Below are 19,519 nucleotides of genomic sequence, written 5' to 3'. Positions count from 1 at the left end.
ATGCGCCTTTTGAAAATCGTCCCCGACAACACGAACATCCAGTTCGTCCGCATCCGCCACATCGCCTTTGCGATCACGGCGCTGCTGACGATCGCGGCAGTCGGGCTGGTGTTCGCGCGCGGCCTGAACTTCGGCGTCGATTTCGTCGGCGGCGTCGCGATCGAGGAGAAGTTCGTCACCGTCCCGCCGCTCGACCAGGTGCGCAGCGCGGTGGACGAGCTGGGCGTCGGCGAGGCCGCACTCCAGCAGCTGGGCAGCGATGCGAACAGCATCTCGATCCGCCTGCCGCTGGCGGACGACGCGCCCCCGGGTGCGGCCGACGCGGTGGTGGAGAAGGTGAAGGCAGGGTTGGCGGCCAAGTTCCCCGGCGCGACCTTTTCCAACTACACCACGGTTTCGGGCAAGGTTTCGGACGAGCTGATCCGCAACGGCGTGCTCGCCGTGCTGCTGGCGGTGGCCGGCATCGCGGTGTTCAGCTGGTTCCGCTACGAATGGCAGTTCGGCGTGTCGACCGCGGTCGCGATCCTGCACGACGTGCTGATGACATTGGGCTTCTTTGCGCTGACGCAGATGCCGTTCGACCTGAACATCGTGGCGGCGGTGCTGACCATCATCGGCTATTCGATCAACGACAAGATGGTGATCGACGACCGTATCCGCGAGAACATGCGCAAGTTCCGCAAGATGGACATGCCGCAGCTGATCGACCTGTCGGTCAACGAAACGCTGCCGCGCACGGTGATGACCTCGCTGACCATCCTGCTGGCGCTCGGCTCGCTCCTGATCTTCGGCGGCCATGTGCTGCGCGGCTTCACCTCGGCGATGATCCTGGGCGTGATCGTGGGTACCTATTCGTCGATCTACGTGTCGTCGTCGCTGCTGATCACGCTGAAGCTGAAGGCAGGCACCAAGGTCGGTTCGTCCGAGCCGACCGCCGCCGAGCGCGCGCAGCCCTGATGCGGCTCGACAAGGCAGGCGGGGCCGAGGGGCCGCTGATCTCCGGGATCGTCGGCCGCGGCTTTCGCGTGGACGACGGTGTCTACGAGGGCCTGCTGATCACGCCGGAGCGGGCCGACGGCTGGACGCCGCCTGCGCTGGCGGAACTGACCCTCGAGGCGCTGGCCCCGGTGCTGGCGCTCGATCCGCTGCCGGAGTTCCTCATCCTGGGGACCGGCAGCCGGATGCTGCGCCCCTCTCCGGCGCTGGTGGCTGCGCTCGAAGCCAAAGGCATCGGCGTCGAGCCGATGGACAGCCGGGCGGCGGCGCGCGCCTGGGGCGTGCTGCGCGCCGAGCTGCGCTGGATCGCGGCGGCGCTCTACCCGCTCGACTGAGCGCGCTTTTTAGCCACCAATGCCTGCAGGTGCGCGAAGAGCGCGTCGCGGTTCGCTTCCCAGCTAAAGCGGGCGGCGGTCGCCTGCACGGCGTCGGCCGCAGGCGGGTTCGCGAGCAGCGCCGCGATCGCTTCGGCGAAGGCGGCGGGGGTGCGGGCGACGATGCGGCCGGCGGCGGGGCTCGTCACCACTTCGCGCGCGCCGCCAGCATCGGGGATCACGATCGGCGTGCCGCTGGCGAGCGCCTCCACCCAGGCATTGGCGAGCCCCTCCGAGCTGGAGGCGAGCGCCATCACGTCGGCGGCGGCGAGGACCGTCGCCATCTCCTCATGCGGAACGGCGCCAAGCAGGCGGATGCGGCCACCCGCGTCGCTCCCGGCGATCTGCGCCTCCAGCCGCGGGCGTTCGGGGCCTTCGCCGACGATCCACAGGGTAACGCCGGGCAGGCTGGCGACAGCGTCGGCAACGATCGCGTGGCCCTTGCGGGGGATCAGCGCGCCGAGCGAGACGACCAGCGGCCCGGTGACGCCGAGCCGCGCCTTTGCGGCGGTGCGGGGGAGGGTTCCGAACCGGCTGCGGTCGATGCCGGTCGAATGGACCGTCGGGCGCGGCATTCCCAGCGCGACCATGTCGTTCGCCATCGCCTGCGACACGGCGAGCAGGCCGTCGGCGCAGCGGCCGGCGGCCTGGACTTGGGCGGCCGTGGCCGGGGCGGTGCCCCAATGGTGGATGTCGGCGCCGCGCGCCTTGATCGAAACGGGCACGCCGAAGCGACGGCCGAGCGCGACCGCAGCCGGACCATCGGGGAAGAAGAACTCCGCGTCGATGACGTCGAAGGGAAAGTCGCTGCGGGTGCGGGTGAGCACGGGGGTGAGGGTGCGTGCGAGCAGGGCGGCGTGCCAGCGGCCGGCGGTGCCGGGCAGGTTGGGGAAGCGGGGGCGGTGCACCTCCAGCCCCTTCCATTGTTCCTGGCGGGGGAGCCCGGCGAGCGGTGCGTAGCGGGCGAGGCGGGAGAGCGGGAAGGCCGGGAGGCCCACCGGCGCGACCACGCGCAGGTCCACGTCCGGACGCGCGGCGAGGCCCAGCGTCTGCTTCTCGACGAACACGCCGAAGTTGGGGCGGCTCGCGTCCGGGAACAGCGTCGAAAGGGTCAGCACGCGCAGCATTGCCGGTGGCTAGCGGCTCTGGTCCCGCCCGTCACTAGCGCGGGGCGCGGGCCTCAGCTGCCCTTTACCGCGGAGGCCGCTGCGGTCTGCCGGCGACGCGCCTCGCGCATCGCATCCGTCTCGGTCAGGTCCACCACATGCACGGTGAGGTCGCCCATGCGCTGCCGAAGATGGCTTCCGGTCGGCACGTCCATCGCGCCGCGGACGGTGAAGCGGTCGATCCGGTAGATGCCGGGGTGCCCGGGCTCGACCTCGAGCGGGACGTAGCGCCGCTCTCGCACCTGCCGGAGAATGCCGGGCTCCCACTGGTCGAGACCGGAGGTACGCAGCACCTCGACCTCTGCCGTCTGCCCGTTGGCGCGGATCCAATATCCGACGTCCGCGAAGCGGATGCGCGAATCGTGCCATGGATTGAGGTGGACACCGAAGGGCGGCGCCGGCGGATTATTGTTCGCGAGCGGCGGGGCGAAAAGCAGCTGCGGCTGCACGTCGGCGGACTGGCGCAGCCGCGCCGCAAGGGCTTCGATCGCCCCCTCGTCCCCCTTGCGGATGGCGATCCGCGTCCGCAGGACCTCGCGCAGGTCGACCATCAAGCGATTGTCCGTACCGGCCAGGCTGACCGCCTCGTCGGCGAAACGCTGTGCCTCCTTGAACCGGTCGCGCAGCAGCGCAAGCCAAGCGCGCCGGAACGCGGCGCCGGCGGCGATGCCTGGATGGCCGCTCCCGGCCGCACGCTGCTGAATGGTGCGATAGGCGGAATTCGCAGCCCCCGGGGCACCGAGCCCGACCAGCGAGTCGGCAAAGCTCAGCTCCTCGCGCAAGGTGGCGAGGTTGGTCTCGCCCAGATGGCGGCGCAACACGAGCACGTTGTTTCGGGCCGCGGTCCGCCACAGATCGGTGTCGCCCTCATGCTCCGCGACCGTCGCGAGAGTGGCATAGAGGCTCGATACCGGGCCGGGCAGCTCGGCCGCATGGTTCCGGTTGCGCCGGATGGCCGTTTGCAGGGTGCGGCGGGCATCGGTGTAGCGGCCGTCGGCGAACTGCTCCACGCTGGCCTCCAGCGACGCATCGACCTCTTCGGCGGGCGGGCAGTTGCGGGCCAGGCAACGCGCCAGCTCCTGTTCGGCGCGGCGGCCGACGACGATGACGTCGCCCGCAGGTGGGGGCGGGGCGGCGGCTTGCGCCAGCAGGAGCAACACCGGACTAAGCATGGGTGAAGGCTCACCCCACGCCTGTGGGTTGTCAAGCGTGAGGAGAGCGTCGGCAGCCGCGCCCCGGCCGTCGTGGCAAGGGGCGCGGCGCTGCGGCTTATGCCTCCAGGCTGTGTTCCAGCGTGATTTCGGCCTTGAGCAGCTTCGAGATCGGGCAGCCGGCCTTGGCTTCCTGCGCGATCTGTTCGAACTGGTCCTGGGCGATGCCGGGCACGCGCGCCTTGAGCGTGAGGTCCGATCGGGTGACGGCGAATCCGTCGCCTTCCTTGTCGAGCGTCACCTTGGCGGTCGTCTCCAGCGTGCCGTCGCTGAAGCCGGCTTTTGCCAGCGCGAAGCTCAGCGCCATGGTGAAGCAGCTGGCATGGGCGGCGGCGATCAGCTCTTCGGGATTGGTGCCGGGCTCGTCGCCGAAGCGGGTGCCGAAGCCATAGGGCTGGTCGGAAAGAACGCCCGACTGGGTGGAGACGGCGGCCTTGCCGTCCTTGCCGAGGCCTTCATAGCGTGCCGAACCGCTGCGGATCATCTGCTGCTCCTGCTGAAATGGGGTAGGCGAACGAAAACGGGCGGCGGAACCCGTCGTTCCGCCGCCCGTCCGTAGCGTAGGTCAGCCGAGGCTTAGCGGCACTTGCTGCCGCTGCGCTCGATCTCGCGACCGGCCACCGCGCCGGCTGCCGCGCCGAGCAGCGTGCCGACGGTGCGGTCACCGCGGGTGTCGATGGTGCGGCCGACCAGCGCGCCGGCAACGCCGCCGACCACCAGGCCGGTGGTGCCATCGGGCTTGCGGCAATAGCGGCGGCCGTCACGGCCCTTCCACTCGCGATACTTGTAGCGCTTGTGCGACTGCGCCGAAGCCTGGTCGGTCGGAACCACCGCGGCGACAGGAAGAGCCAGCGACAGCGCGGTGAGCGCGAGAACCATGTTACGCATCAGAAAATCCCCATTAGCGAATTGCTGACCCTATAAACGCAGGTTCTACGTGGCAGTTTCATGAACGAAACGATGTCTAACGTTCAGGTTCCGGTTCAGGTTTCGTACAAGGGGACGTCGCCCATGCCTGCTCTCCATTCCCTAGACGCGGAGGCGGCTGAACTGGTCGCAACGCTGGAGCTGACCCCGCATCCGGAGGGCGGCTGGTACCGCGAGACTTGGCGGGCGCCGGAGCCGGAAGACACGCGCGGGGCGGCGACCGCGATCCTGTTCCTGCTGGCGAAGGGCGAGCGCTCGCACTGGCACCGCGTCGATGCGGACGAGCTGTGGCTGTGGCATGCGGGCGCGCCGCTGCTGCTGTCGCAGGCGGAGAGCGACGGGGCGGCGGTCGAGCGGCGGACGCTGGGCGGGGACGTGCTGGCGGGCGAGCAGCCGCAGCTGCGGATCCCGGCAGGCTGGTGGCAGGCGGCGGAAGCCGAGGCGGGATGGACGCTGGTCAGTTGCGTCGTCGCGCCGGCGTTCCGCTTCGACGGCTTCGAGCTGGCGCCGCCGGGGTGGGCGCCCGGACGATCCTGAACGTTCAGTCGAGCGGGTAGCGCGCGATCGCCTCATAGCTGGCGCCGTCGCGGGTGAGGGTGCTTTCGAACAGCAGCATGTGGGTGAGCGAAAAGGGTTCGCTCGCAAGCCCTGCGTGCCGCGCGAGAAAGGCATCGGCCGGGCCGGTCGCCGCATTCAGGCGCGCCAGGGTGATGTGGGGGTGAAAGGCCCGACCCTCGTGCGGCAGCCCCACGCGGGCGAGCGCCTGGTCGACCTTGCGGTGGAGTGCGGCGACCGCGTCGTGCGGATGTACCCCGGCCCACAGCGCGGTGGTGCGGCCCTTGCGATCGAAGCAGCCGACGCCGTGGAGGCGCAGCGTCATGGCAGGCGCGCGAACGCCGTTGAGCGCGGTGGCGATGTCCTCCGCCACCGGGCGCTCGACGTTGCCGATGAAGCGCAGCGTCAGGTGAAGCTGCTCCTCGTCCTGCCAACGCGCATTCTCGACACCCTCCATCAGCGCCAGCAATTGCCGGCGAATCTCGGGCGGGGGGCGCAGGGCGACGAACAGGCGGTGCATTACAAACTGTTGCTACGCCGGCCGGCGCCGGAGGGCCAGCCCGGCCCCCGCTTGAATTCGGACGGTCCGGGGGCATATGAAAGCATGACCGGCATCATGCCGGTGAAGAGGAGTTTTTTCGAGATGGCCAACTGGTCGGATCCCCGAACGACCGCCGCGCCGTTCGCAACGGCCGCATCGCGCGCGCAGGCGTATGATGCGGGGCTGCGGTCCTATATGCTTTCCGTGTACAACTACATGGCGTCGGGCGTTCTGCTGACGGGCATCGTCGCGCTGCTGTTTTCGTGGGGCGGCACCAGCTCGCCGGCCGCTGCCGTGTTCCTGTCGCCGGGCCCGCTCAAGTACCTGATCATGTTCTCGCCGCTGGCGTTCGTGATGGTGCTGAGCTTCGGCATCCAGCGCCTGTCCTATGGCGCGACGCAGGCGCTGTTCTGGGCGTTCGCGGCGATCATGGGCCTGTCGATGTCGACGATCTTCCTGGCCTATACGGGTGCGTCGATCGCGATCACCTTCTTTGCGACCGCGGTTGCGTTCCTGTCGCTGAGCCTGTGGGGCTACACCACCAAGAAGGACCTGTCGGGTTTCGGCACCTTCCTGATCATGGGCGTGGTCGGCATCATCGTGGCGTCGCTGCTGAACCTGTGGTTCCAGTCGCCGGCGGTCAACATGGTGATCAGCGCGGTCGGCGTGCTGCTGTTCGCAGGCCTCACCGCCTATGACACGCAGCGCATCAAGAGCATGTACGCCTATGTCGCGGGCACGGACATGATGGGCAAGGTCGTGATCATGGGCGCGCTGTCGCTCTACCTCGACTTCGTGAACATGTTCCAGTTCCTGCTCTCGTTCCTGGGCAGCCGCGACTAAGCGACCGGCACAGGGCAGAAGCCTTTCGGGGGCTCGGCGAGCGATCGCCGGGCCCCTTTTGCGATGTCGTGGCGGCACCGGAACGAGCCGGGCCGCCGCTCGTTTTTTGACTCGAAGGTTTTCGAGGAGAGAGTGATGAGCGGAGACAAGGACTCGATCGACCCGGCGGCCATGGAGACCATGTCGGTGGCGCCGGAGGATCCGGGCGAGACGCGCCGCGACGCGGGCCATGACGAGTCGATCAACGAGCGGCTGCAGCGCAATCCGGAGAGCAAGGATGCGCGGCTGGACCGGGCGCTGGACGAGTCGATGGACGCGTCCGACCCGCCCGCGTCGACCCAGCCGATCCACAGCAGCAGCCTGCCTGCCCCCTCGTCGGGGTATGACGAAGAGGCGGAGCGCAAACGCGCCGAAGACAATCAGGGCTGAGCCAGTCCGAACCGGAACCAGCCGACGCCCGGTGCGGGGGAGCTTTATCCCGCGCGCCGGGCGCGGTAGCGTGTGGCCCATGGCATCCTGGTTCCGCGTCCCGACGCCCCGTGCGTTCCTGGCCCTCCTGGGGGCCGCGCTGTTGTCGCTGGGGCTCACGGCGCCTGCCAGCGCCGGCGTCACCATCAGCTTCTGGTCGCATGAGTTCGGCAACGAGTTCCCGCACGCCTTTTTCGTGCTGGAGGGGACGCCCGATGCCGGTGGGGAGCCCGTACAGCTGAGCTATGGCTTCACTGCCAAGGCGATCACACCCGCCATCCTGATGGGGACCGTGCCCGGGCGGATCGACGAGACCAAGCAGAAGTACATCGAGAACAGCGACGTCCACTTCTCGGTGATGCTGACCGACGCGCAATATGCCGCGGTCCTCGCGCTGGTGGAGGAGTGGGGCGAGAAGGGCGACCATCGCTACAGCCTCAACCGCCGCAACTGCGTGCACTTCGTGGCGGAAGCGGCGCGCCGCGCCGGGCTGACGGTGGTCGAGAACCCCAAGCTGATGAAGAAGCCGCGCTCGTTCGTTCATTCGCTGGAGCCGATGAACCAGGGCCGGGTGCGGCTGCTGGAGATGGAGGGCGAGGCCTTCTACGCGCTGGCGGACCGGGCGAATGCGCCGACCAGCGTCGCGCCGGCGGTGCCGCAGGTCGCGACACCCGATACGGCGGTGCCGGCGACCCAGACGGTGGCGACGGGCGGCAACTAGGGCGTCGTAGATCTGAGCCGAACACCGCATCCTCAGCCGCGTAGCGCGGTGAGGCGGGTGAGGGCGCGGCGGTCGAAGGTCCAGACGAGCAGGGCGTAGAGGAGCGCGCCGCCGGCGGTGAGCGCGGCGAGGCGGGGCGCGAGGGGCCAGTCGCTCGCGAGGCTGCGGCCGGCCAGCACGAGGCCCGCCATGATCGTGGCGAGCGTGAGCGGCCGGGCGACCGCCGCGAACTGGCGCGAGACGGGCAGCGCGGCGACGCGCGCGAGCACGCCGGCACCGGCGGGGATCGTCACCAGCATCCGCGCGCTGAACGCGGCGACGGCGCCGACGAAGCCGAGCTCGCGGGTGAGCAGCACGGCCGCCATCGCGAAGCCGAAGCTGATCGCGGCGTTCATCACCAGCGGGCCCTGCACGTCGAGGGTGCGCATGAGGCCAGGGCTCAGCAGCCGCGTCATGCGCAGGCCCCAGAAGACGGCGAGCAGCTGTACCGCCGGCACCGCTGCCTGCCACCGCGCGCCGAAGACGAGCGGGACGGCATCGCCCGCGACAGCGGCGAGTCCAAAGAACAGCGGCAGCACCGCCAGGGTGATCGCGTGGGTGCCGACCACGAAGATGCGGGCGAGGTCGTGGCCTGCACGGTGCGCGGTCGCAAAGAAGCTCAGCGAGACGCGGCCGACCGAGGCGGTGATCATCGCCCCCAGCTCGTCCACCAGCCGCATCGCGAAGTTGAGCAGGCCGAGGTCGTGCAGCCCGTGGAACTTGCCGAACAGGAGCAGGAACCCGCGTACCGAAAGCGCGGTCAGCGCCGTCTCCGCCATGATCAGCCAGCCCATGCGCAGCAGCGGCAAGAGGCCCGCGTCGAGGCGGCGCCAGCGGGGGCGGCGTGGCTGGGTGCGCCACAGGAGGAGGACGCTGGCGGCGCTGCCGAGCAGGCTGCCGGCGACCAGGCTCCACGGGCCGAGGCCGGCGGCGGCGGCGGCGAGCGTCCCGGCGATGCTGACGAGCTTGAACCACAGCATGCGCAGGGCAAGGCTGCGGGTGCGCATCTTGCGGGTGAGCAGGGCGGTCGGGAACTGCACCAGCGCCTGGAGCAGGCAGTCGAGCGCCTGCACGCCGATCAGCCACAGCAGCAGCGGCGCCCCGTAGAAGCGGGCGATGGGGGCGGCGATCAGCCAGCAGACCAGGGTCGCCAGGGCACCGAGGCCGAGCAGCACCCAGAAGAGCTGGTCGCTCAGGCGCGGCAACAGCTGCGGCGTGCGGAGCATCGCCTGGGGAACGCCGGCGAAGGCGAGCAGCTGGACGATCGCGACCACGGCGAAGGCGACCGAGGCCAGGCCGAAGTCGGACGGGGTGAGCAGCCGCGCCACCACCAGCGTGGAGGCAAGGGTCGCGACCGCGGAGAACAGGCTCTCCGCCGCCGCCCAGGGAGCCGCCCGGCGCAGGCGCGCGAGCGGGCCCGCGCGCGTAGCGGTACGAGTGCCGGGCAGGCTGGCGGTGTTCAGGAGGAGGCTCCCGGCGGTGTGCCGGTGGCAAGGGAATGCTGCACGCGCTCAGCCCCCGCGCAACGTGGCGGCGCCGATCCGGCGCGCCTTTTCGACGCCGCGAACCAGGAACGAGCGCGCACGCTCGGCAGCGGTGAGCGGCTCGAGCACCCGTCGCGTGTCCTCGATCGTGGAGCCGTACTGGACCTCCATGACCGGGAAGGGAAAGACCGCGCGGATCGCCATGCCGTGCGCCCAGAAACGGTCCATCTCGTCATCGATCGGACGCTCGACGCGGCGGATCGAGCGGCGGAAGCGTGCGGCGCCGCGGCGGGTGAGCAGATAGGCCTGGGTGCCATAGGCCTTGCCCGAGAAGCGGGCGATGTGGCGGTGGAGGAAATGCGCCTCGTTGCGGATGCCGGCCGGCACCTTGGCATAGAGGCGGAGATAGTCGATCGGCCCCATCGCCTCCACCGCAACGTCGAGCCGCTGGAAGAAGACGGGATCGAGCAGGAGGTCGTCCTCCAGCGCCAGCAGCAGATCGGCATCGCTGTTGAACAGGAAGTCCGCCCAGAGCGCCCAGTGGCTGGCGAAGCAGCCGAGCTCGCCCGGCGTGAGCACGCGGCCGCGGGCGATGCGGGCGCGGGCGGGATCATAGGGAAGCTCCGGCGGCGGCGTGCGCCAGCCGTCAAAGAAGCGCCAGTCGAGACCCGTGGCATCCAGCTGCTCCGCCATGCGCGCGCGTCGCTCGACCGAGCCGGGCAGGCTGATCACCCGCACCAGGACGCGCGGCGGGGGAAGGGCCGTTGCGGTCGCCGAGGTCACTGCGCCTGCCCCGCAGAGGGAGCGAAGTAGCTGCGCGCGTAGCGGGCCGCCCCGGCGAGCTCCCACCAGAGGGTGGACGGACGCGCCCGCATGCGCCGCGGCAGACCCGCCCAGCCGCGCAAGGCCGCGCGCGGCGCGCGATCGTGGAGCAGCAGCTTGGCGTGGTAGGCGCCGCGGCCATAGTCATAGGCCTGGAACAGCCCGCGCACGTCCCCCGCCTTGCGGCCATGGTGGTGCGAGACGACGATGCTGGGGTCATAGGCCCCGGCCCAGCCGCGCAGGCTGCACCGGCAGGCGGCGTCGATGTCCTCTGCCGGAAACCGGGCGCCACTGCCGAACAAGGGATCGAAGCCGCCGATCGCGTCGAGCGCGGCGCGGCGGAAGCCGAGATTGGCGCCGCGGATCGCGCCGGGCGGCAGGTAGCGGCCCGGCGGGAAGGAGCGCGGCTCGGTCGATTCGTTGACGGTGGCGGGGAAGTCGGCGGGATCGTGGAGCAGGATGCGGCCGCTGACATAGCCGAGCTCCGGCCGCGCAAAGGCGGCGACGGTGCGGGTGAGCAGCGCCGGATCGGCGTAGCAATCATCGTCGGTGAAGGCGATCAGCCGGCCGGCTGCAACCGCCAGCCCGGCGTTGCGCGCATTGCTGAGGCCGGGAACCGGCTGGTGGGCGATGCGGACGGGGAATGGGACGCGGGCGGCGAACGCCTCGATCGTGGCCTGGGTCGCGTCGGTGGAGCCATTGTCCACCATCACCAGTTCCCAGCTGCCGGAAAAGCGCAGGCCGGCCACCGCCTCAAGACAGCCGCCGAGCTGGGCAGCGCGGTTGCGCGTGCAGATGATGAGCGAAATGTCCAAGCCGTCCTCCGCCGGGAATGCGGCTTGTCTATCGTCCCCGGGCACAGAACGGGAACGGGACTAGAGCCGAAATGGTCGGACACCGCGCCTCCGTGCAGGGGCATGGCGCGGCGCGGCGCCCGCGGCATCCCCTCCGAACCGGTCCGATCCGGCAGCGCACGGCGCCAAACAGAAGAGTAGGCAGGCGTCAGGTTCGGGGAACAGGGGGGCGGCATGGGAGTGGTGGGGATCGCTGTGCTTGCCGCAGGCACCATCACCACCATCGCGGCGCCGGTCTCGCTCGACGATCTGGCCGAGGACATCGCCAACCGGGCGCGCCTCGGCATGGAGGCGCGCGTGGTCTACGACGACAACATCCTGCGGCTGGACCGCGACCAGCCGGTGGCGCCGGACCGCAGCAAGGACGACGTCCGCACGACCCTGTCGGCCGTGGTCGACGTGGCGCAGCGCGTGAGCCGCCAGCGCCTGTTCCTGCGCGGGGCCGCCGGCTATGACTTCTATCGCGAGAACCGCTTCCTGAAGCGCGAGCGGATCGACGCGACCGGGGGTGTCGACTGGCAGGTCGGCGCGCGCTGCGACGGCGAGGCCTCCTTCCGCTACGGGCGCGGCCAGACCGACCTCAGCGACCTGGGCGCGCCGGTGCGCAACACGCGGGAGAGCCGGACGCTAACGCTGGACGGCGGCTGCACGCTGGGAGCCGGGCTGCACCCGGAGATCGGCTATCGGCGCCGGGTGATCGACAACAGTGCGGCGGTGCGGCTGCGGAGCGACCTGGAGGCGGAGCGCGTCTCGGCCGGCATCGCCGTCAATCGTGGGGGGCGGCTGGGGCTGGCGCTGGCCCTCTCGTCCGAGGCGCTCGATTTCCCGAACCGGCCGCTTGCCGATGGACGGCCGGACGCCACGCGGGTGCGAAGCGCCACCGGGCGCGTCACCGCGCGCGGCGCCGCGCTGATCGCAAGCGGGGTGCTCGGCTATGTCGCGGCCGACAGCCGGAATGCGGCCGCGCGCGACTTTTCAGGCCTGGTCGGCGGGGCCTCACTCGCCTGGACCCCCGTGCCGCGGCTGCGCCTGCGCGCGTCGGCCGGGCGCGACGTGGATGCGAGCGGGGACGTTGCTGCCGGCTATTACCTGGCCGACCGAGGCGAACTGGTCGGCCGCTATCGGATCGGGCGCGCGGTGGATTTCGAGCTCGCCGGCAGGATCGAGCGACGACGCTTTCGCGCGGTGGACCTGGCGAGCACCGGCGCGCGCAGCTTCGACCGCACGGCGGAGGCGCGGGCCGCGCTCGGCTGGTCCCCGGTCGAGCGGTTCCGGATCGGGCTGGAGGCGGTGCACGCCCGCCGCACCACCGACGCGCTGTACGGCACCTATCGCAGCACCCGGGGCATGCTGGTCCTGGGGCTGGCGTTCTGAAGAAAGGGGAAGGCCATGGGCAAGGGGATATGGGCCCGACGGATCGCCGCCGCGCTGGCGGCAGGGATGCTCGCCGGGACGGGCAGCGTGCAGGCGCAGGCGCCGATGCAGGGGGGCGGTGGACCGGCGCCTGCGGACGCCGTGCCGGGGGCGGCCGGCGACTATCGTCTGGGGCCCGACGACCAGCTGGAGGTCACCATCTATGGCCAGCCCGACATGCCGCTGCGGCTGCGGATCAAGCAGGACGGCAGCGTCTCGCTGCCCTTGATGGGGAGCGTCACCGCGGCAGGGGAGACCCCGGTCGGACTGGCCGAGAAGATCCGCGCCGGCCTGGTACAGGGAGGCTATCTGCGCGACCCGCGCGTGAACGTGGAGGTGACGAGCTATGTCAGCCGCAGCGTGACGCTGCTGGGCGCGGTGGTGCGGCCCGGCATCTACCCGCTGCAGGGCGCGCAGCCGCTGTCACGGGTGCTGGCGACGGCGGGCGGGCAGCGCGAGGGGAGCGAGACGGTGTTGCTGCGCCGGGGCGACGCCGCCCCGCAGCGCTTCCCGATCGAGGCACTGGCCCGCGGCGGGGCCGGGGATCCGGTGTTGCAGCCGGGCGACCTGCTGTTCGTTCCGGCAGCCGAGCATTTCTACATCTATGGACAGGTGCGCGCGCCCGGCAGCTTTCCGATCCGGGCGGGCATGACCTTTCGCCAGGCCCTGTCGCAGGGTGGCGGGCCCAATGACGCGGGCACGCAGAACCGCATCCGCCTGACCCGGCGGGGGCAGCAGAGCGAGATCGCCGACCTGGACGCGCCGATCGAGGACGGCGACGTGATGTTCGTCCGCGAGCGGCTGTTCTAGCGCAGTGGCGGCCGAGGCGGCATCGGCGACAAGCCGGGAGGACCCTGCGGAGGGTGCGAACGCGCCCGCCCATGCGCCGCGGCTGCGGCGGTTCGCCCTGGCGACGCTGTGGCTGGCGCTGCTGTTCAACATCGCGCTTGCCTGGGTGAACGCGCACGTCGTCGCCATCAACGGCAGCGTCGTGACGGCGGTGCAGGGGCTGGTGATGGGGCTTGCCCTGGCGACCGGGCTGCTGCGGCGCCGCGGCGGCTGGCGGCGCTGGACGGTGCTGCTGATCGCGGCGTGCCTGGCGTGGCTGCTGCTGTCGGTGGTGCGCCAGTCCTTGGAGCTCAAGTTCCTGGGCGATGCGGTGCTGATCCCCGCCTTTGCGCTGCTCGGTACGTGCCTGGGCCGGCGCGAACTGGTGCGCTGGCTGCTGGCGGCGCAACTGCTGATCAGCGTGATCGCGGCCTGGGAGTTGGCGTCGCCGAAGAGCTTCGCGGCGACGTTCAACGTCACCGCCTATTACGTCAACACGCGCGGGATCGAAGCGGAGACCTTCTGGTCGGGCGAGGGGGAGGGGCTGTTCCTGAACGTGGAGCGTCCGAGCGGGCGCAACCTGTTCGCAAGCTCCGGGCTGAACCGGGCGACTTCCGTGTTCCTGGAGCCGGTATCGCTGGGGAACTGGACGATCGTGGTGCTGATCGTGCTGGTGACGCTGTGGGGGCGGATCGGCTGGGGCACGCGCGCGACCTTGGTGCTCAGCGACCTGTTCCTGGTGGTGGCATGCGACGGGCGGTTCGCGCTGGTGTGCGCGTTCGGCATCCTCCTGGGCGTGCCGTTCGGCCGCTGGGGGCCGCGGCTGTGGCCGCTGGTCTACCTGCCCGTGCTGGTCGCGACGCTGTTCGCGCTGCGGGCGGCAGAACTGCTGCCGCGCGGTGGCGACACCTTCGCGGGGCGGTTGCGCAAGGGAGTCGACTATCTGGGCCGGCTGGAAGTGGCGGACGTGTTCGGGGGCCAGTCGAGCGCCAACATTTACGCCAATGCGGATGCCGGCTGGGCCTATCTGATCCAGTCGCAGTCGCTGTTCGGCTTCCTCGCCTTCTGGCTGCTGGTGGTGCTGATGGCGCGCGAGCGCACCGCCGAGCTGCGCGCCTTTGTCAACGCGACCGCCATCTATGTCGCGCTGTGCATGCCGATCAGCTACTCGTTCCTCTCGATCAAGACGGTGGCGCCGATCTTTGCGCTCTATGGCTGCCTGATCGCGGTGGCGCGGCGTTCGATCGGGCCGAGCGGGCTCGTGGGCCTGCCGATCCGGGCGGCGGCGCCGCGGGGGCAACCGCCCCGCGTTGGGCTTGCGCTTGCGGCCTTCGGGGCCGGCTGATGCAGCGCAGCCGCCCTCCGCACCGCGTGCGGCGCAACCCGGTGCTGGGCGAAGCGCTTGCCGCCTGCCGTGCCCACCTGGTCCATGCGGCGTTGTTCAGCGCGCTGCTGAACCTGCTCTACCTCGCGCCGTCGCTCTACATGCTGCAGGTCTATGACCGGGTGGTGCCGACGCGCGGCGTGATGACCCTGGGCATGCTGACGCTGATCTTCCTGGCAGCGGTGGCGACGCTGGGGGTGCTGGACCTGTTGCGCACCCGCCTGCTGATCCGCGCCAGCGCGCGGCTCGACCGGCTGCTGGGGCCCGCATTGATCGGAACGCTGCTGCAGGCGCCGAACGCGCAAGGGCAGGGGGGCGTCCTGCTGCGCGAGTTCGACACGCTGCGCCAGACGATCACCGGCCTTGGCATGATCGCGCTGTTCGATGCGCCCTGGTCCCCGATCTACATGCTGGTGTGCTTCCTGCTCCACCCGGCGCTGGGGGTAATGGCGGTGGCGTGTTCGGCGATCCTACTGCTGCTCACCTTTTTGAACGAACGCGGCACCAAGGCGCTGATCCAGGATGCCTCCGCCGCGCAGCAGCATGGCTATCAGCGGGTGGACGCGAGCCTGGCGGCGGCAGGCGTGGTGCGGGCGCTGGGCATGCAGCCGGGGCTGGTGCGGCTGCACCTGCGCGACCGGCAACTCGCACAGGCGCTGCAGATGCGCGCGGCCTTTGTCGGGGCGCGCTACCTTACCCTCGCGCGGACGGTGCGGATCGCGATGCAGTCGCTGGCCCTGGGGCTGGGCGCGTTGCTGGCCATCGAGCAGCGGATTTCCGGCGGGACGATCTTTGCCGCCTCGCTGCTCATCGCGCGGGCGCTGGCGCCGATCGAGGGGATCACCGCCGCCTGGCGCAACATGATCCAGGCGCGGACCGCCTATGGCGCGCTGCTGGGGCTGTTCGACGCCGCCGGTCCCGCCGGTGGGCAGACGCGGCTGCCGGAGGTGCGCGGCGACGTGGCGGCCGAGCGCCTGTCCGTCGCCGATCCCGAAGGCGCGCGCCTGGTGCTGCACGGCATCGACCTGCGCATCGCCGCGGGGGAGATGGTGGGGGTGATCGGGCCAAGCGGTGCCGGCAAGTCGACGCTGGTGCGCGCCCTGGTCGGGGCGCAGCCCGCAGCGGCCGGAGCGGTGCGGATCGACGGCGCCGCGCTCGCCGACTGGCCGGCGGAGCAACTGGCGGCGGCGATCGGCTATGTCCCGCAGGAGCCAACGCTGTTCGGGGGCACGATCAAGCAGAACATCGCCCGGTTCCGGAGCGCGGAAGGAAGCGAGGGGGCAACGCTGGACGCGGAGGTGATCCGCGCCGCCCGCCAGTGCGGAGCACACGACTTCATCCTGCGGCTGCCCCAGGCCTATGACACAAGGCTTGGATGGAACGGGGCCGGGCTGTCGGTGGGGCAGGCACAGCGGATCGCGCTGGCGCGCGCGCTGTTCGGACGACCCCGCGTGCTGGTGCTGGACGAGCCCAACGCCAGCCTGGATGCGCAGGGCGAGGCGCAGCTCTCCGCGGCGCTTGCCGAGCAGAAGCGCGCCGGCGTCACCATCATCGTGGTCGCGCACCGCACCGGCATCCTGGCGGCGAGCGACAAGCTGGTGGTGCTGCGCGACGGCCGGCTGGAGATGTTCGACACGCGCGAGGCCGTGGTCCGCCAGCTTTCGGGCGGCCGTGCCATCGCGGACGACGCGGGGGGGAGCGCATGAGCCGGAGCCCGGTGGGAGGAATCCGAGGTGCGCTGGCGCCACGACGCGTGCCCGCCGCAAGCGTAGCCGGCGTGGTCGGCGTGGCCGAAGCGGGCGAGACTGCCGGCGATGGTGTGGAGCGGGAGGGGCGGATCGGCTGGCTGCTGGTGCTGCTGTTCTTTGGCGTCTTCCTGGGCTGGGCGGCGTTCGTGCGGCTGGATGCGGCCGCCTATGCGGGCGGCGCGGTGGCAGTGGCGGGAAACCGCCAGGCGGTGCAGCACCAGCAGGGCGGCATCGTAGCCGCGCTGCTGGTGCGCGAAGGCCAGCGGGTGGCGCGGGGGCAGGTGCTGATCGAACTTGCCGGCAGCGAGACGCGCGCCCTGGAGCGCTCACTCACCGCGCAGGTGATCGCGTTGCAGGCGCAGCGTGCGCGGCTGACGGCGCAGCTGACCGGCGCGCCGCTGGAGCCGCCGCCGGGCTTTGCGCGCCTGGAAGGCGACGACCGCATCGAGGCGGAGCGGGCGATGGCCTTGCAGCGTCGCGAGCTTGCCGCGAGCGAGACGGCGCTCACCGACCAGCGGGTAGTGGTGGCGCAGCAGGGCGCGCAGCTGGTGTCGCGCAGCATCGGCATCCGCGAGCAGTTGCGCGCGATCGACGCGCAGCAGCGGCTGCTGGAGGACGAACTGCGCGGGATGCGGGCGCTGGCGGTGAAGGGCTTTGCGAGCGAGAACCGCATCCGCGCGCTGGAACGCAGTGCTGCCGCCCTGGAGGGCGAGGCGGGGCGGCTGCGTGCGAACGACGCTGAAGTGCGCGAGCAGATCGGCGAGAAGCAGTTGCAGAGCCGATCGCTCACCTCCGATGACCGGCAGCAGCTGACGGACTTGCTCCGCACGACCGAGTTCACGCTGAACGACCTGATGCCCAAGCTGAGCGCGGCGCGGGAGGCGCTGGCGAACACGCTGATCCGGGCGCCGGCGTCGGGCCAGATCGTGGGGCTGACGGTGCACACGGTGGGCGGGGTGATCGGCGCGGGCGAGCGGCTGATGGAGATCGTGCCCGAGCGGGTGGCGCTGGTGATCCAGGCGCGGATCGCGCCCGACGATGCTGACGACCTGTTCGTGGGGCAGGAGGCGGAAGTGCGTATCCCGGCACTCCATGCGCGGGCGCTGCCGCCGATCCTCGGCACGATCAGCCGCTTGTCCGCCGACAGTTTCGAGGACCAGCGCACCGGCACCCATTACTACACGGGCGAGGTGGTGGTGCCGGAGGCGGGCCTGGCCGTCATGCGTCGCCATGCGCGCGGGCGGGAGATCAAGCCGGGACTGCCCGTCGAAATCCTGATCCCGCTCCGACGCCGGACCCTGCTGCAATATCTTCTGGAGCCGCTGGACCAGAGTTTGTGGCAAAGCTTTCGAGAACATTAAACGATTGGCCTGAACTCCGTTCGTCGTGGTTTCGGAACAGAATCTTTTGCTTGACCGTTGAGACTGCGAAAGGAACTATCGTGGAGTCGGAGAGCGGGGCAGCCCGCCGAGGAGAGGATGACGATGAAGGTGCCGTTCGAACAGCTTGAAGACACGATGCCTGCATCGTTGGCACTGAGCTTCCTTATCTCAGCTGTGGTTGGTGCCGTGATCTGGTCCCTGGTGTTGTTCGCTATTCTCTGAGCATCGGCTGCGGGCGGGGAAAACACTAGGCCGCGGGCAGGTTATTTGTGCAGTGCAACGGGCGTCGATCTTGGATCCTTACGAGCAAGATTGGCGCCCTTGCTGTATTCAGCGGCGTTGGGCACGGCGGAAGCACGCTAAAAGTTCCGCAGGTGCGAACGTCTTTCGGAGAACACAGCGGCGGCTCGATGTAGCTTCGTCGGGCTCCGTTCGACGCGTAGGATTGCGCGGCGCTCCAGCGGGGTCCGGCCTCCGCATGAAAGCCGGGCGGAGAGGCAGGCGCGCTGTGCTGGCCGCCTGCGTCGCAGAATCGCCGGCGCACGCGATTCGGGATTTCAGGACGCGTCTGACACGACGCTGGTGTCCGATGGCGCTTTCCGAGCCGATCGATGGGTGCTCGCCGGGACGATCCGTTTGATTGTCACACCTCCAGGGAAGGCGCGGTTGGTTCGTTCGAAGCCAGCCGTCGCATGCGGACGGGCCATGTCGCGATGGTCTCCAAGGTGGTGAGCGACGGTGAGATCCTGCTGCGGGAAGCGGATGGGGAACGACCTTGCCTTCGACGAGAGGGTAGGGGTTCTAACGGCGCGCCGTGAAGTTCCCGCTCCCGTGACCGCGCCCGGCTAGGGGCGAGAAGGTCGCGCCGCTTCTTCCGGGTCGTGCGGGTTGCTGAAGACGTAGCGCGGCGTATCGGCGTGCCGGCCCGCAGCGATGTTCGCGGCCGGCCGATCCCGACAGGGGCGCCGATAGGCGGACGCTGCATCGTGGCGCAATCCCCGGTTCGCGTCTCTGTTCGTGTCGAGGGAGAGCCGTGCCGAGCGCAAGGCGACCGGATCAGGGCTGCTCCAGCGTGTCACCGGGGCGCTTGGCCGTGTCGCGTGAGCGGTGCCGGGATCAGAAAGCCATCATCGTCGATCGCAAATGTCAGGCGTCGGCCGCTTGGGCGAGGGGGGCGAACACGAGCCGGTCGATGATGTCCGCGACCGCCGCTGCGTCCTCCTGGCGATCCGCTTCCAGCCACCATCGCAGGATCGCGAGCGTTGCGGCGACGCCGTGGGCGATGCCCAGATCACGGGGCAGCCATGGCTGGACGGGCGTCTCGACACCGCCGGCAGCGGCGATGGCGCGCGCAGTGATGTCGCGTCGCATGACCTCTCCCGCGCCGACGAGCAGGGCGCGGCACAGCGGGCGGCGCGCCTCGACGAAACTCGCCAGCGCCAGAGCGGCACCGTGCGTATCCTGTGCGATCACCAGCGGCGCGACGCGGGCGAGAAGCTCACCGATCCACTGATCGGCGATGTCCCCCAGCAATGCCTCCGTCGAGGGATAGTGGCGAAAGAAGGTCGCGTAGCCGACGCCGGCCCGCTTGGTGATCGCGGCCACGGTCACCTCCTCGAACGGCGTTTCCGCGACGAGGGCGAGCAGCGCGGCGTGCAGCGCGCGACGCGACTTGGCGATGCGGGGGTCGGCGTGTGCCGTGTCCCTTGACTTGCCGGGCGGGGTCGCCACTTTATGATCCACCATGTATCATAAGTAGGCGT

General features: G+C 70.4%; 21 protein-coding genes and 1 pseudogene. 13 read left to right on the top strand and 9 right to left on the bottom strand.

Annotated elements, in window-relative coordinates; all coding sequences use genetic code 11:
* Together secF and ABDZ92_RS05940 are read left to right on the top strand one after the other, a co-directional pair.
* Positions 1-957: a protein translocase subunit SecF gene (secF, locus tag ABDZ92_RS05945; RefSeq protein ID WP_125959925.1), complete on the top strand. Its 957-nt coding sequence runs from the start codon at positions 1-3 to the stop codon at positions 955-957.
* Positions 957-1,331, top strand: coding sequence for an Mth938-like domain-containing protein (locus tag ABDZ92_RS05940; RefSeq protein ID WP_125959924.1), 375 nt, complete (start codon positions 957-959; stop codon positions 1,329-1,331). Before secF ends, ABDZ92_RS05940 begins: the two co-directional genes overlap by 1 nt.
* Here ABDZ92_RS05940 and ABDZ92_RS05935 read toward each other — a convergent pair.
* The 4 genes from ABDZ92_RS05935 to ABDZ92_RS05920 all read right to left on the bottom strand — a co-directional run bounded on the left by ABDZ92_RS05935 (position 1,316) and on the right by ABDZ92_RS05920 (position 4,635).
* Positions 1,316-2,497, bottom strand: coding sequence for a glycosyltransferase (locus ABDZ92_RS05935; RefSeq protein ID WP_125959923.1), 1,182 nt, complete (start codon positions 2,495-2,497; stop codon positions 1,316-1,318). The two genes, ABDZ92_RS05940 and ABDZ92_RS05935, sit on opposite strands and share 16 nt — an antisense overlap.
* Positions 2,498-2,550: 53 nt before the next feature.
* Positions 2,551-3,708: a hypothetical protein gene (locus tag ABDZ92_RS05930; protein WP_125959922.1), complete on the bottom strand. Its 1,158-nt coding sequence runs from the start codon at positions 3,706-3,708 to the stop codon at positions 2,551-2,553.
* A gap of 97 nt (positions 3,709-3,805) precedes the next feature.
* Positions 3,806-4,231, bottom strand: a complete 426-nt coding sequence (locus ABDZ92_RS05925; RefSeq protein WP_125959921.1) for an OsmC family protein — start codon at positions 4,229-4,231, stop codon at positions 3,806-3,808.
* A gap of 92 nt (positions 4,232-4,323) precedes the next feature.
* Positions 4,324-4,635, bottom strand: a complete 312-nt coding sequence (locus ABDZ92_RS05920) for a glycine zipper 2TM domain-containing protein (protein ID WP_125959920.1) — start codon at positions 4,633-4,635, stop codon at positions 4,324-4,326.
* Positions 4,636-4,758: 123 nt separating this feature from the next.
* Between ABDZ92_RS05920 and ABDZ92_RS05915 the strand changes: the two genes are divergently transcribed.
* Complete coding sequence (locus ABDZ92_RS05915; protein WP_125959919.1) at positions 4,759-5,211, top strand: cupin domain-containing protein; 453 nt, start codon at positions 4,759-4,761, stop codon at positions 5,209-5,211.
* 4 nt (positions 5,212-5,215) lie between these two features.
* Here ABDZ92_RS05915 and thpR read toward each other — a convergent pair whose 3' ends face one another.
* Positions 5,216-5,749, bottom strand: coding sequence for an RNA 2',3'-cyclic phosphodiesterase (gene thpR / locus ABDZ92_RS05910; RefSeq protein WP_125959918.1), 534 nt, complete (start codon positions 5,747-5,749; stop codon positions 5,216-5,218).
* Positions 5,750-5,872: 123 nt separating this feature from the next.
* Between thpR and ABDZ92_RS05905 the strand changes: the two genes are divergently transcribed.
* The 3 genes from ABDZ92_RS05905 to ABDZ92_RS05895 all read left to right on the top strand — a co-directional run bounded on the left by ABDZ92_RS05905 (position 5,873) and on the right by ABDZ92_RS05895 (position 7,802).
* The gene (locus ABDZ92_RS05905; RefSeq protein WP_125959917.1) at positions 5,873-6,613 is read left to right on the top strand and encodes a Bax inhibitor-1/YccA family protein; all 741 of its coding nucleotides are present in this window, start codon (positions 5,873-5,875) and stop codon (positions 6,611-6,613) included.
* A gap of 135 nt (positions 6,614-6,748) precedes the next feature.
* A complete protein-coding gene (locus ABDZ92_RS05900) occupies positions 6,749-7,042 on the top strand; it encodes a hypothetical protein (protein ID WP_125959916.1) in 294 nt (97 codons plus the stop codon).
* Positions 7,043-7,121: 79 nt separating this feature from the next.
* On the top strand, positions 7,122-7,802 hold the full coding sequence (locus ABDZ92_RS05895; RefSeq protein ID WP_206432155.1) for a hypothetical protein: 681 nt from the start codon (positions 7,122-7,124) through the stop codon (positions 7,800-7,802).
* Positions 7,803-7,834: 32 nt separating this feature from the next.
* Here ABDZ92_RS05895 and ABDZ92_RS05890 read toward each other — a convergent pair whose 3' ends face one another.
* The 3 genes from ABDZ92_RS05890 to ABDZ92_RS05880 form a co-directional block, all read right to left on the bottom strand.
* A complete protein-coding gene (locus tag ABDZ92_RS05890) occupies positions 7,835-9,169 on the bottom strand; it encodes an oligosaccharide flippase family protein (RefSeq protein WP_343761981.1) in 1,335 nt (444 codons plus the stop codon).
* A 183-nt stretch (positions 9,170-9,352) separates the two neighbouring features.
* Positions 9,353-10,108, bottom strand: coding sequence for a glycosyltransferase family 25 protein (locus ABDZ92_RS05885; RefSeq protein WP_125959914.1), 756 nt, complete (start codon positions 10,106-10,108; stop codon positions 9,353-9,355).
* Positions 10,105-10,962, bottom strand: a complete 858-nt coding sequence (locus tag ABDZ92_RS05880) for a glycosyltransferase family 2 protein (RefSeq protein ID WP_164521204.1) — start codon at positions 10,960-10,962, stop codon at positions 10,105-10,107. Before ABDZ92_RS05880 ends, ABDZ92_RS05885 begins: the two co-directional genes overlap by 4 nt.
* 213 nt (positions 10,963-11,175) lie before the next feature.
* Between ABDZ92_RS05880 and ABDZ92_RS05875 the strand changes: the two genes are divergently transcribed.
* From ABDZ92_RS05875 to ABDZ92_RS05845, 7 genes and pseudogenes are all read left to right on the top strand, one after another.
* Positions 11,176-12,375 (top strand): outer membrane beta-barrel protein, encoded by a 1,200-nt coding sequence (locus tag ABDZ92_RS05875; protein ID WP_125959912.1) that lies wholly within the window; start codon positions 11,176-11,178, stop codon positions 12,373-12,375.
* A 15-nt stretch (positions 12,376-12,390) separates the two neighbouring features.
* Positions 12,391-13,224 carry a polysaccharide biosynthesis/export family protein gene (locus tag ABDZ92_RS05870; protein ID WP_125959911.1) on the top strand — a complete coding sequence of 278 codons (834 nt, stop codon included), beginning with the start codon at positions 12,391-12,393 and terminating at the stop codon, positions 13,222-13,224.
* 4 nt (positions 13,225-13,228) lie between these two features.
* Entirely contained in the window at positions 13,229-14,587 is a 1,359-nt protein-coding gene (locus tag ABDZ92_RS05865; protein WP_125959910.1) for a polysaccharide biosynthesis protein GumE, read from the top strand.
* Positions 14,587-16,332, top strand: a complete 1,746-nt coding sequence (locus tag ABDZ92_RS05860) for a type I secretion system permease/ATPase (protein WP_125959909.1) — start codon at positions 14,587-14,589, stop codon at positions 16,330-16,332. The genes ABDZ92_RS05865 and ABDZ92_RS05860 overlap by 1 nt, the downstream gene beginning before the upstream one ends.
* A gap of 47 nt (positions 16,333-16,379) precedes the next feature.
* Positions 16,380-17,735 (top strand): HlyD family type I secretion periplasmic adaptor subunit, encoded by a 1,356-nt coding sequence (locus tag ABDZ92_RS05855; protein WP_164521203.1) that lies wholly within the window; start codon positions 16,380-16,382, stop codon positions 17,733-17,735.
* Between the two features lie 117 nt (positions 17,736-17,852).
* Entirely contained in the window at positions 17,853-17,978 is a 126-nt protein-coding gene (locus tag ABDZ92_RS05850) for a hypothetical protein (RefSeq protein WP_272695110.1), read from the top strand.
* Positions 17,979-18,400: 422 nt separating this feature from the next.
* Positions 18,401-18,520: pseudogene (locus ABDZ92_RS05845) on the top strand (CHAP domain-containing protein); the annotation flags it as partial.
* A gap of 382 nt (positions 18,521-18,902) precedes the next feature.
* Here ABDZ92_RS05845 and ABDZ92_RS05840 read toward each other — a convergent pair.
* Positions 18,903-19,502 carry a TetR/AcrR family transcriptional regulator gene (locus tag ABDZ92_RS05840; RefSeq protein WP_125959907.1) on the bottom strand — a complete coding sequence of 200 codons (600 nt, stop codon included), beginning with the start codon at positions 19,500-19,502 and terminating at the stop codon, positions 18,903-18,905.
* Positions 19,503-19,519 lie beyond the last annotated feature (17 nt).

This window comes from Sphingomonas molluscorum (assembly GCF_039522995.1).
Lineage (GTDB): Bacteria > Pseudomonadota > Alphaproteobacteria > Sphingomonadales > Sphingomonadaceae > Sphingomonas > Sphingomonas molluscorum.
Note: the sequence above shows the minus strand (reverse complement) of the source record. Positions and strands in the feature narration are given on the sequence as shown.

What these genes read in the sequence shown, in the direction of transcription:
- secF (WP_125959925.1), top strand. Translation starts at nt 1, where the DNA reads ATGCGCCTTTTGAAAATCGTCCCCGACAACACGAACATCCAGTTCGTC.
- ABDZ92_RS05940 (WP_125959924.1), top strand. Translation starts at nt 957, where the DNA reads ATGCGGCTCGACAAGGCAGGCGGGGCCGAGGGGCCGCTGATCTCCGGG.
- ABDZ92_RS05935 (WP_125959923.1), bottom strand. Translation starts at nt 2,497, where the DNA reads ATGCTGCGCGTGCTGACCCTTTCGACGCTGTTCCCGGACGCGAGCCGC.
- ABDZ92_RS05930 (WP_125959922.1), bottom strand. Translation starts at nt 3,708, where the DNA reads ATGCTTAGTCCGGTGTTGCTCCTGCTGGCGCAAGCCGCCGCCCCGCCC.
- ABDZ92_RS05925 (WP_125959921.1), bottom strand. Translation starts at nt 4,231, where the DNA reads ATGATCCGCAGCGGTTCGGCACGCTATGAAGGCCTCGGCAAGGACGGC.
- ABDZ92_RS05920 (WP_125959920.1), bottom strand. Translation starts at nt 4,635, where the DNA reads ATGCGTAACATGGTTCTCGCGCTCACCGCGCTGTCGCTGGCTCTTCCT.
- ABDZ92_RS05915 (WP_125959919.1), top strand. Translation starts at nt 4,759, where the DNA reads ATGCCTGCTCTCCATTCCCTAGACGCGGAGGCGGCTGAACTGGTCGCA.
- thpR (WP_125959918.1), bottom strand. Translation starts at nt 5,749, where the DNA reads ATGCACCGCCTGTTCGTCGCCCTGCGCCCCCCGCCCGAGATTCGCCGG.
- ABDZ92_RS05905 (WP_125959917.1), top strand. Translation starts at nt 5,873, where the DNA reads ATGGCCAACTGGTCGGATCCCCGAACGACCGCCGCGCCGTTCGCAACG.
- ABDZ92_RS05900 (WP_125959916.1), top strand. Translation starts at nt 6,749, where the DNA reads ATGAGCGGAGACAAGGACTCGATCGACCCGGCGGCCATGGAGACCATG.
- ABDZ92_RS05895 (WP_206432155.1), top strand. Translation starts at nt 7,122, where the DNA reads ATGGCATCCTGGTTCCGCGTCCCGACGCCCCGTGCGTTCCTGGCCCTC.
- ABDZ92_RS05875 (WP_125959912.1), top strand. Translation starts at nt 11,176, where the DNA reads ATGGGAGTGGTGGGGATCGCTGTGCTTGCCGCAGGCACCATCACCACC.
- ABDZ92_RS05870 (WP_125959911.1), top strand. Translation starts at nt 12,391, where the DNA reads ATGGGCAAGGGGATATGGGCCCGACGGATCGCCGCCGCGCTGGCGGCA.
- ABDZ92_RS05860 (WP_125959909.1), top strand. Translation starts at nt 14,587, where the DNA reads ATGCAGCGCAGCCGCCCTCCGCACCGCGTGCGGCGCAACCCGGTGCTG.
- ABDZ92_RS05850 (WP_272695110.1), top strand. Translation starts at nt 17,853, where the DNA reads ATGACGATGAAGGTGCCGTTCGAACAGCTTGAAGACACGATGCCTGCA.
- ABDZ92_RS05840 (WP_125959907.1), bottom strand. Translation starts at nt 19,502, where the DNA reads ATGGTGGATCATAAAGTGGCGACCCCGCCCGGCAAGTCAAGGGACACG.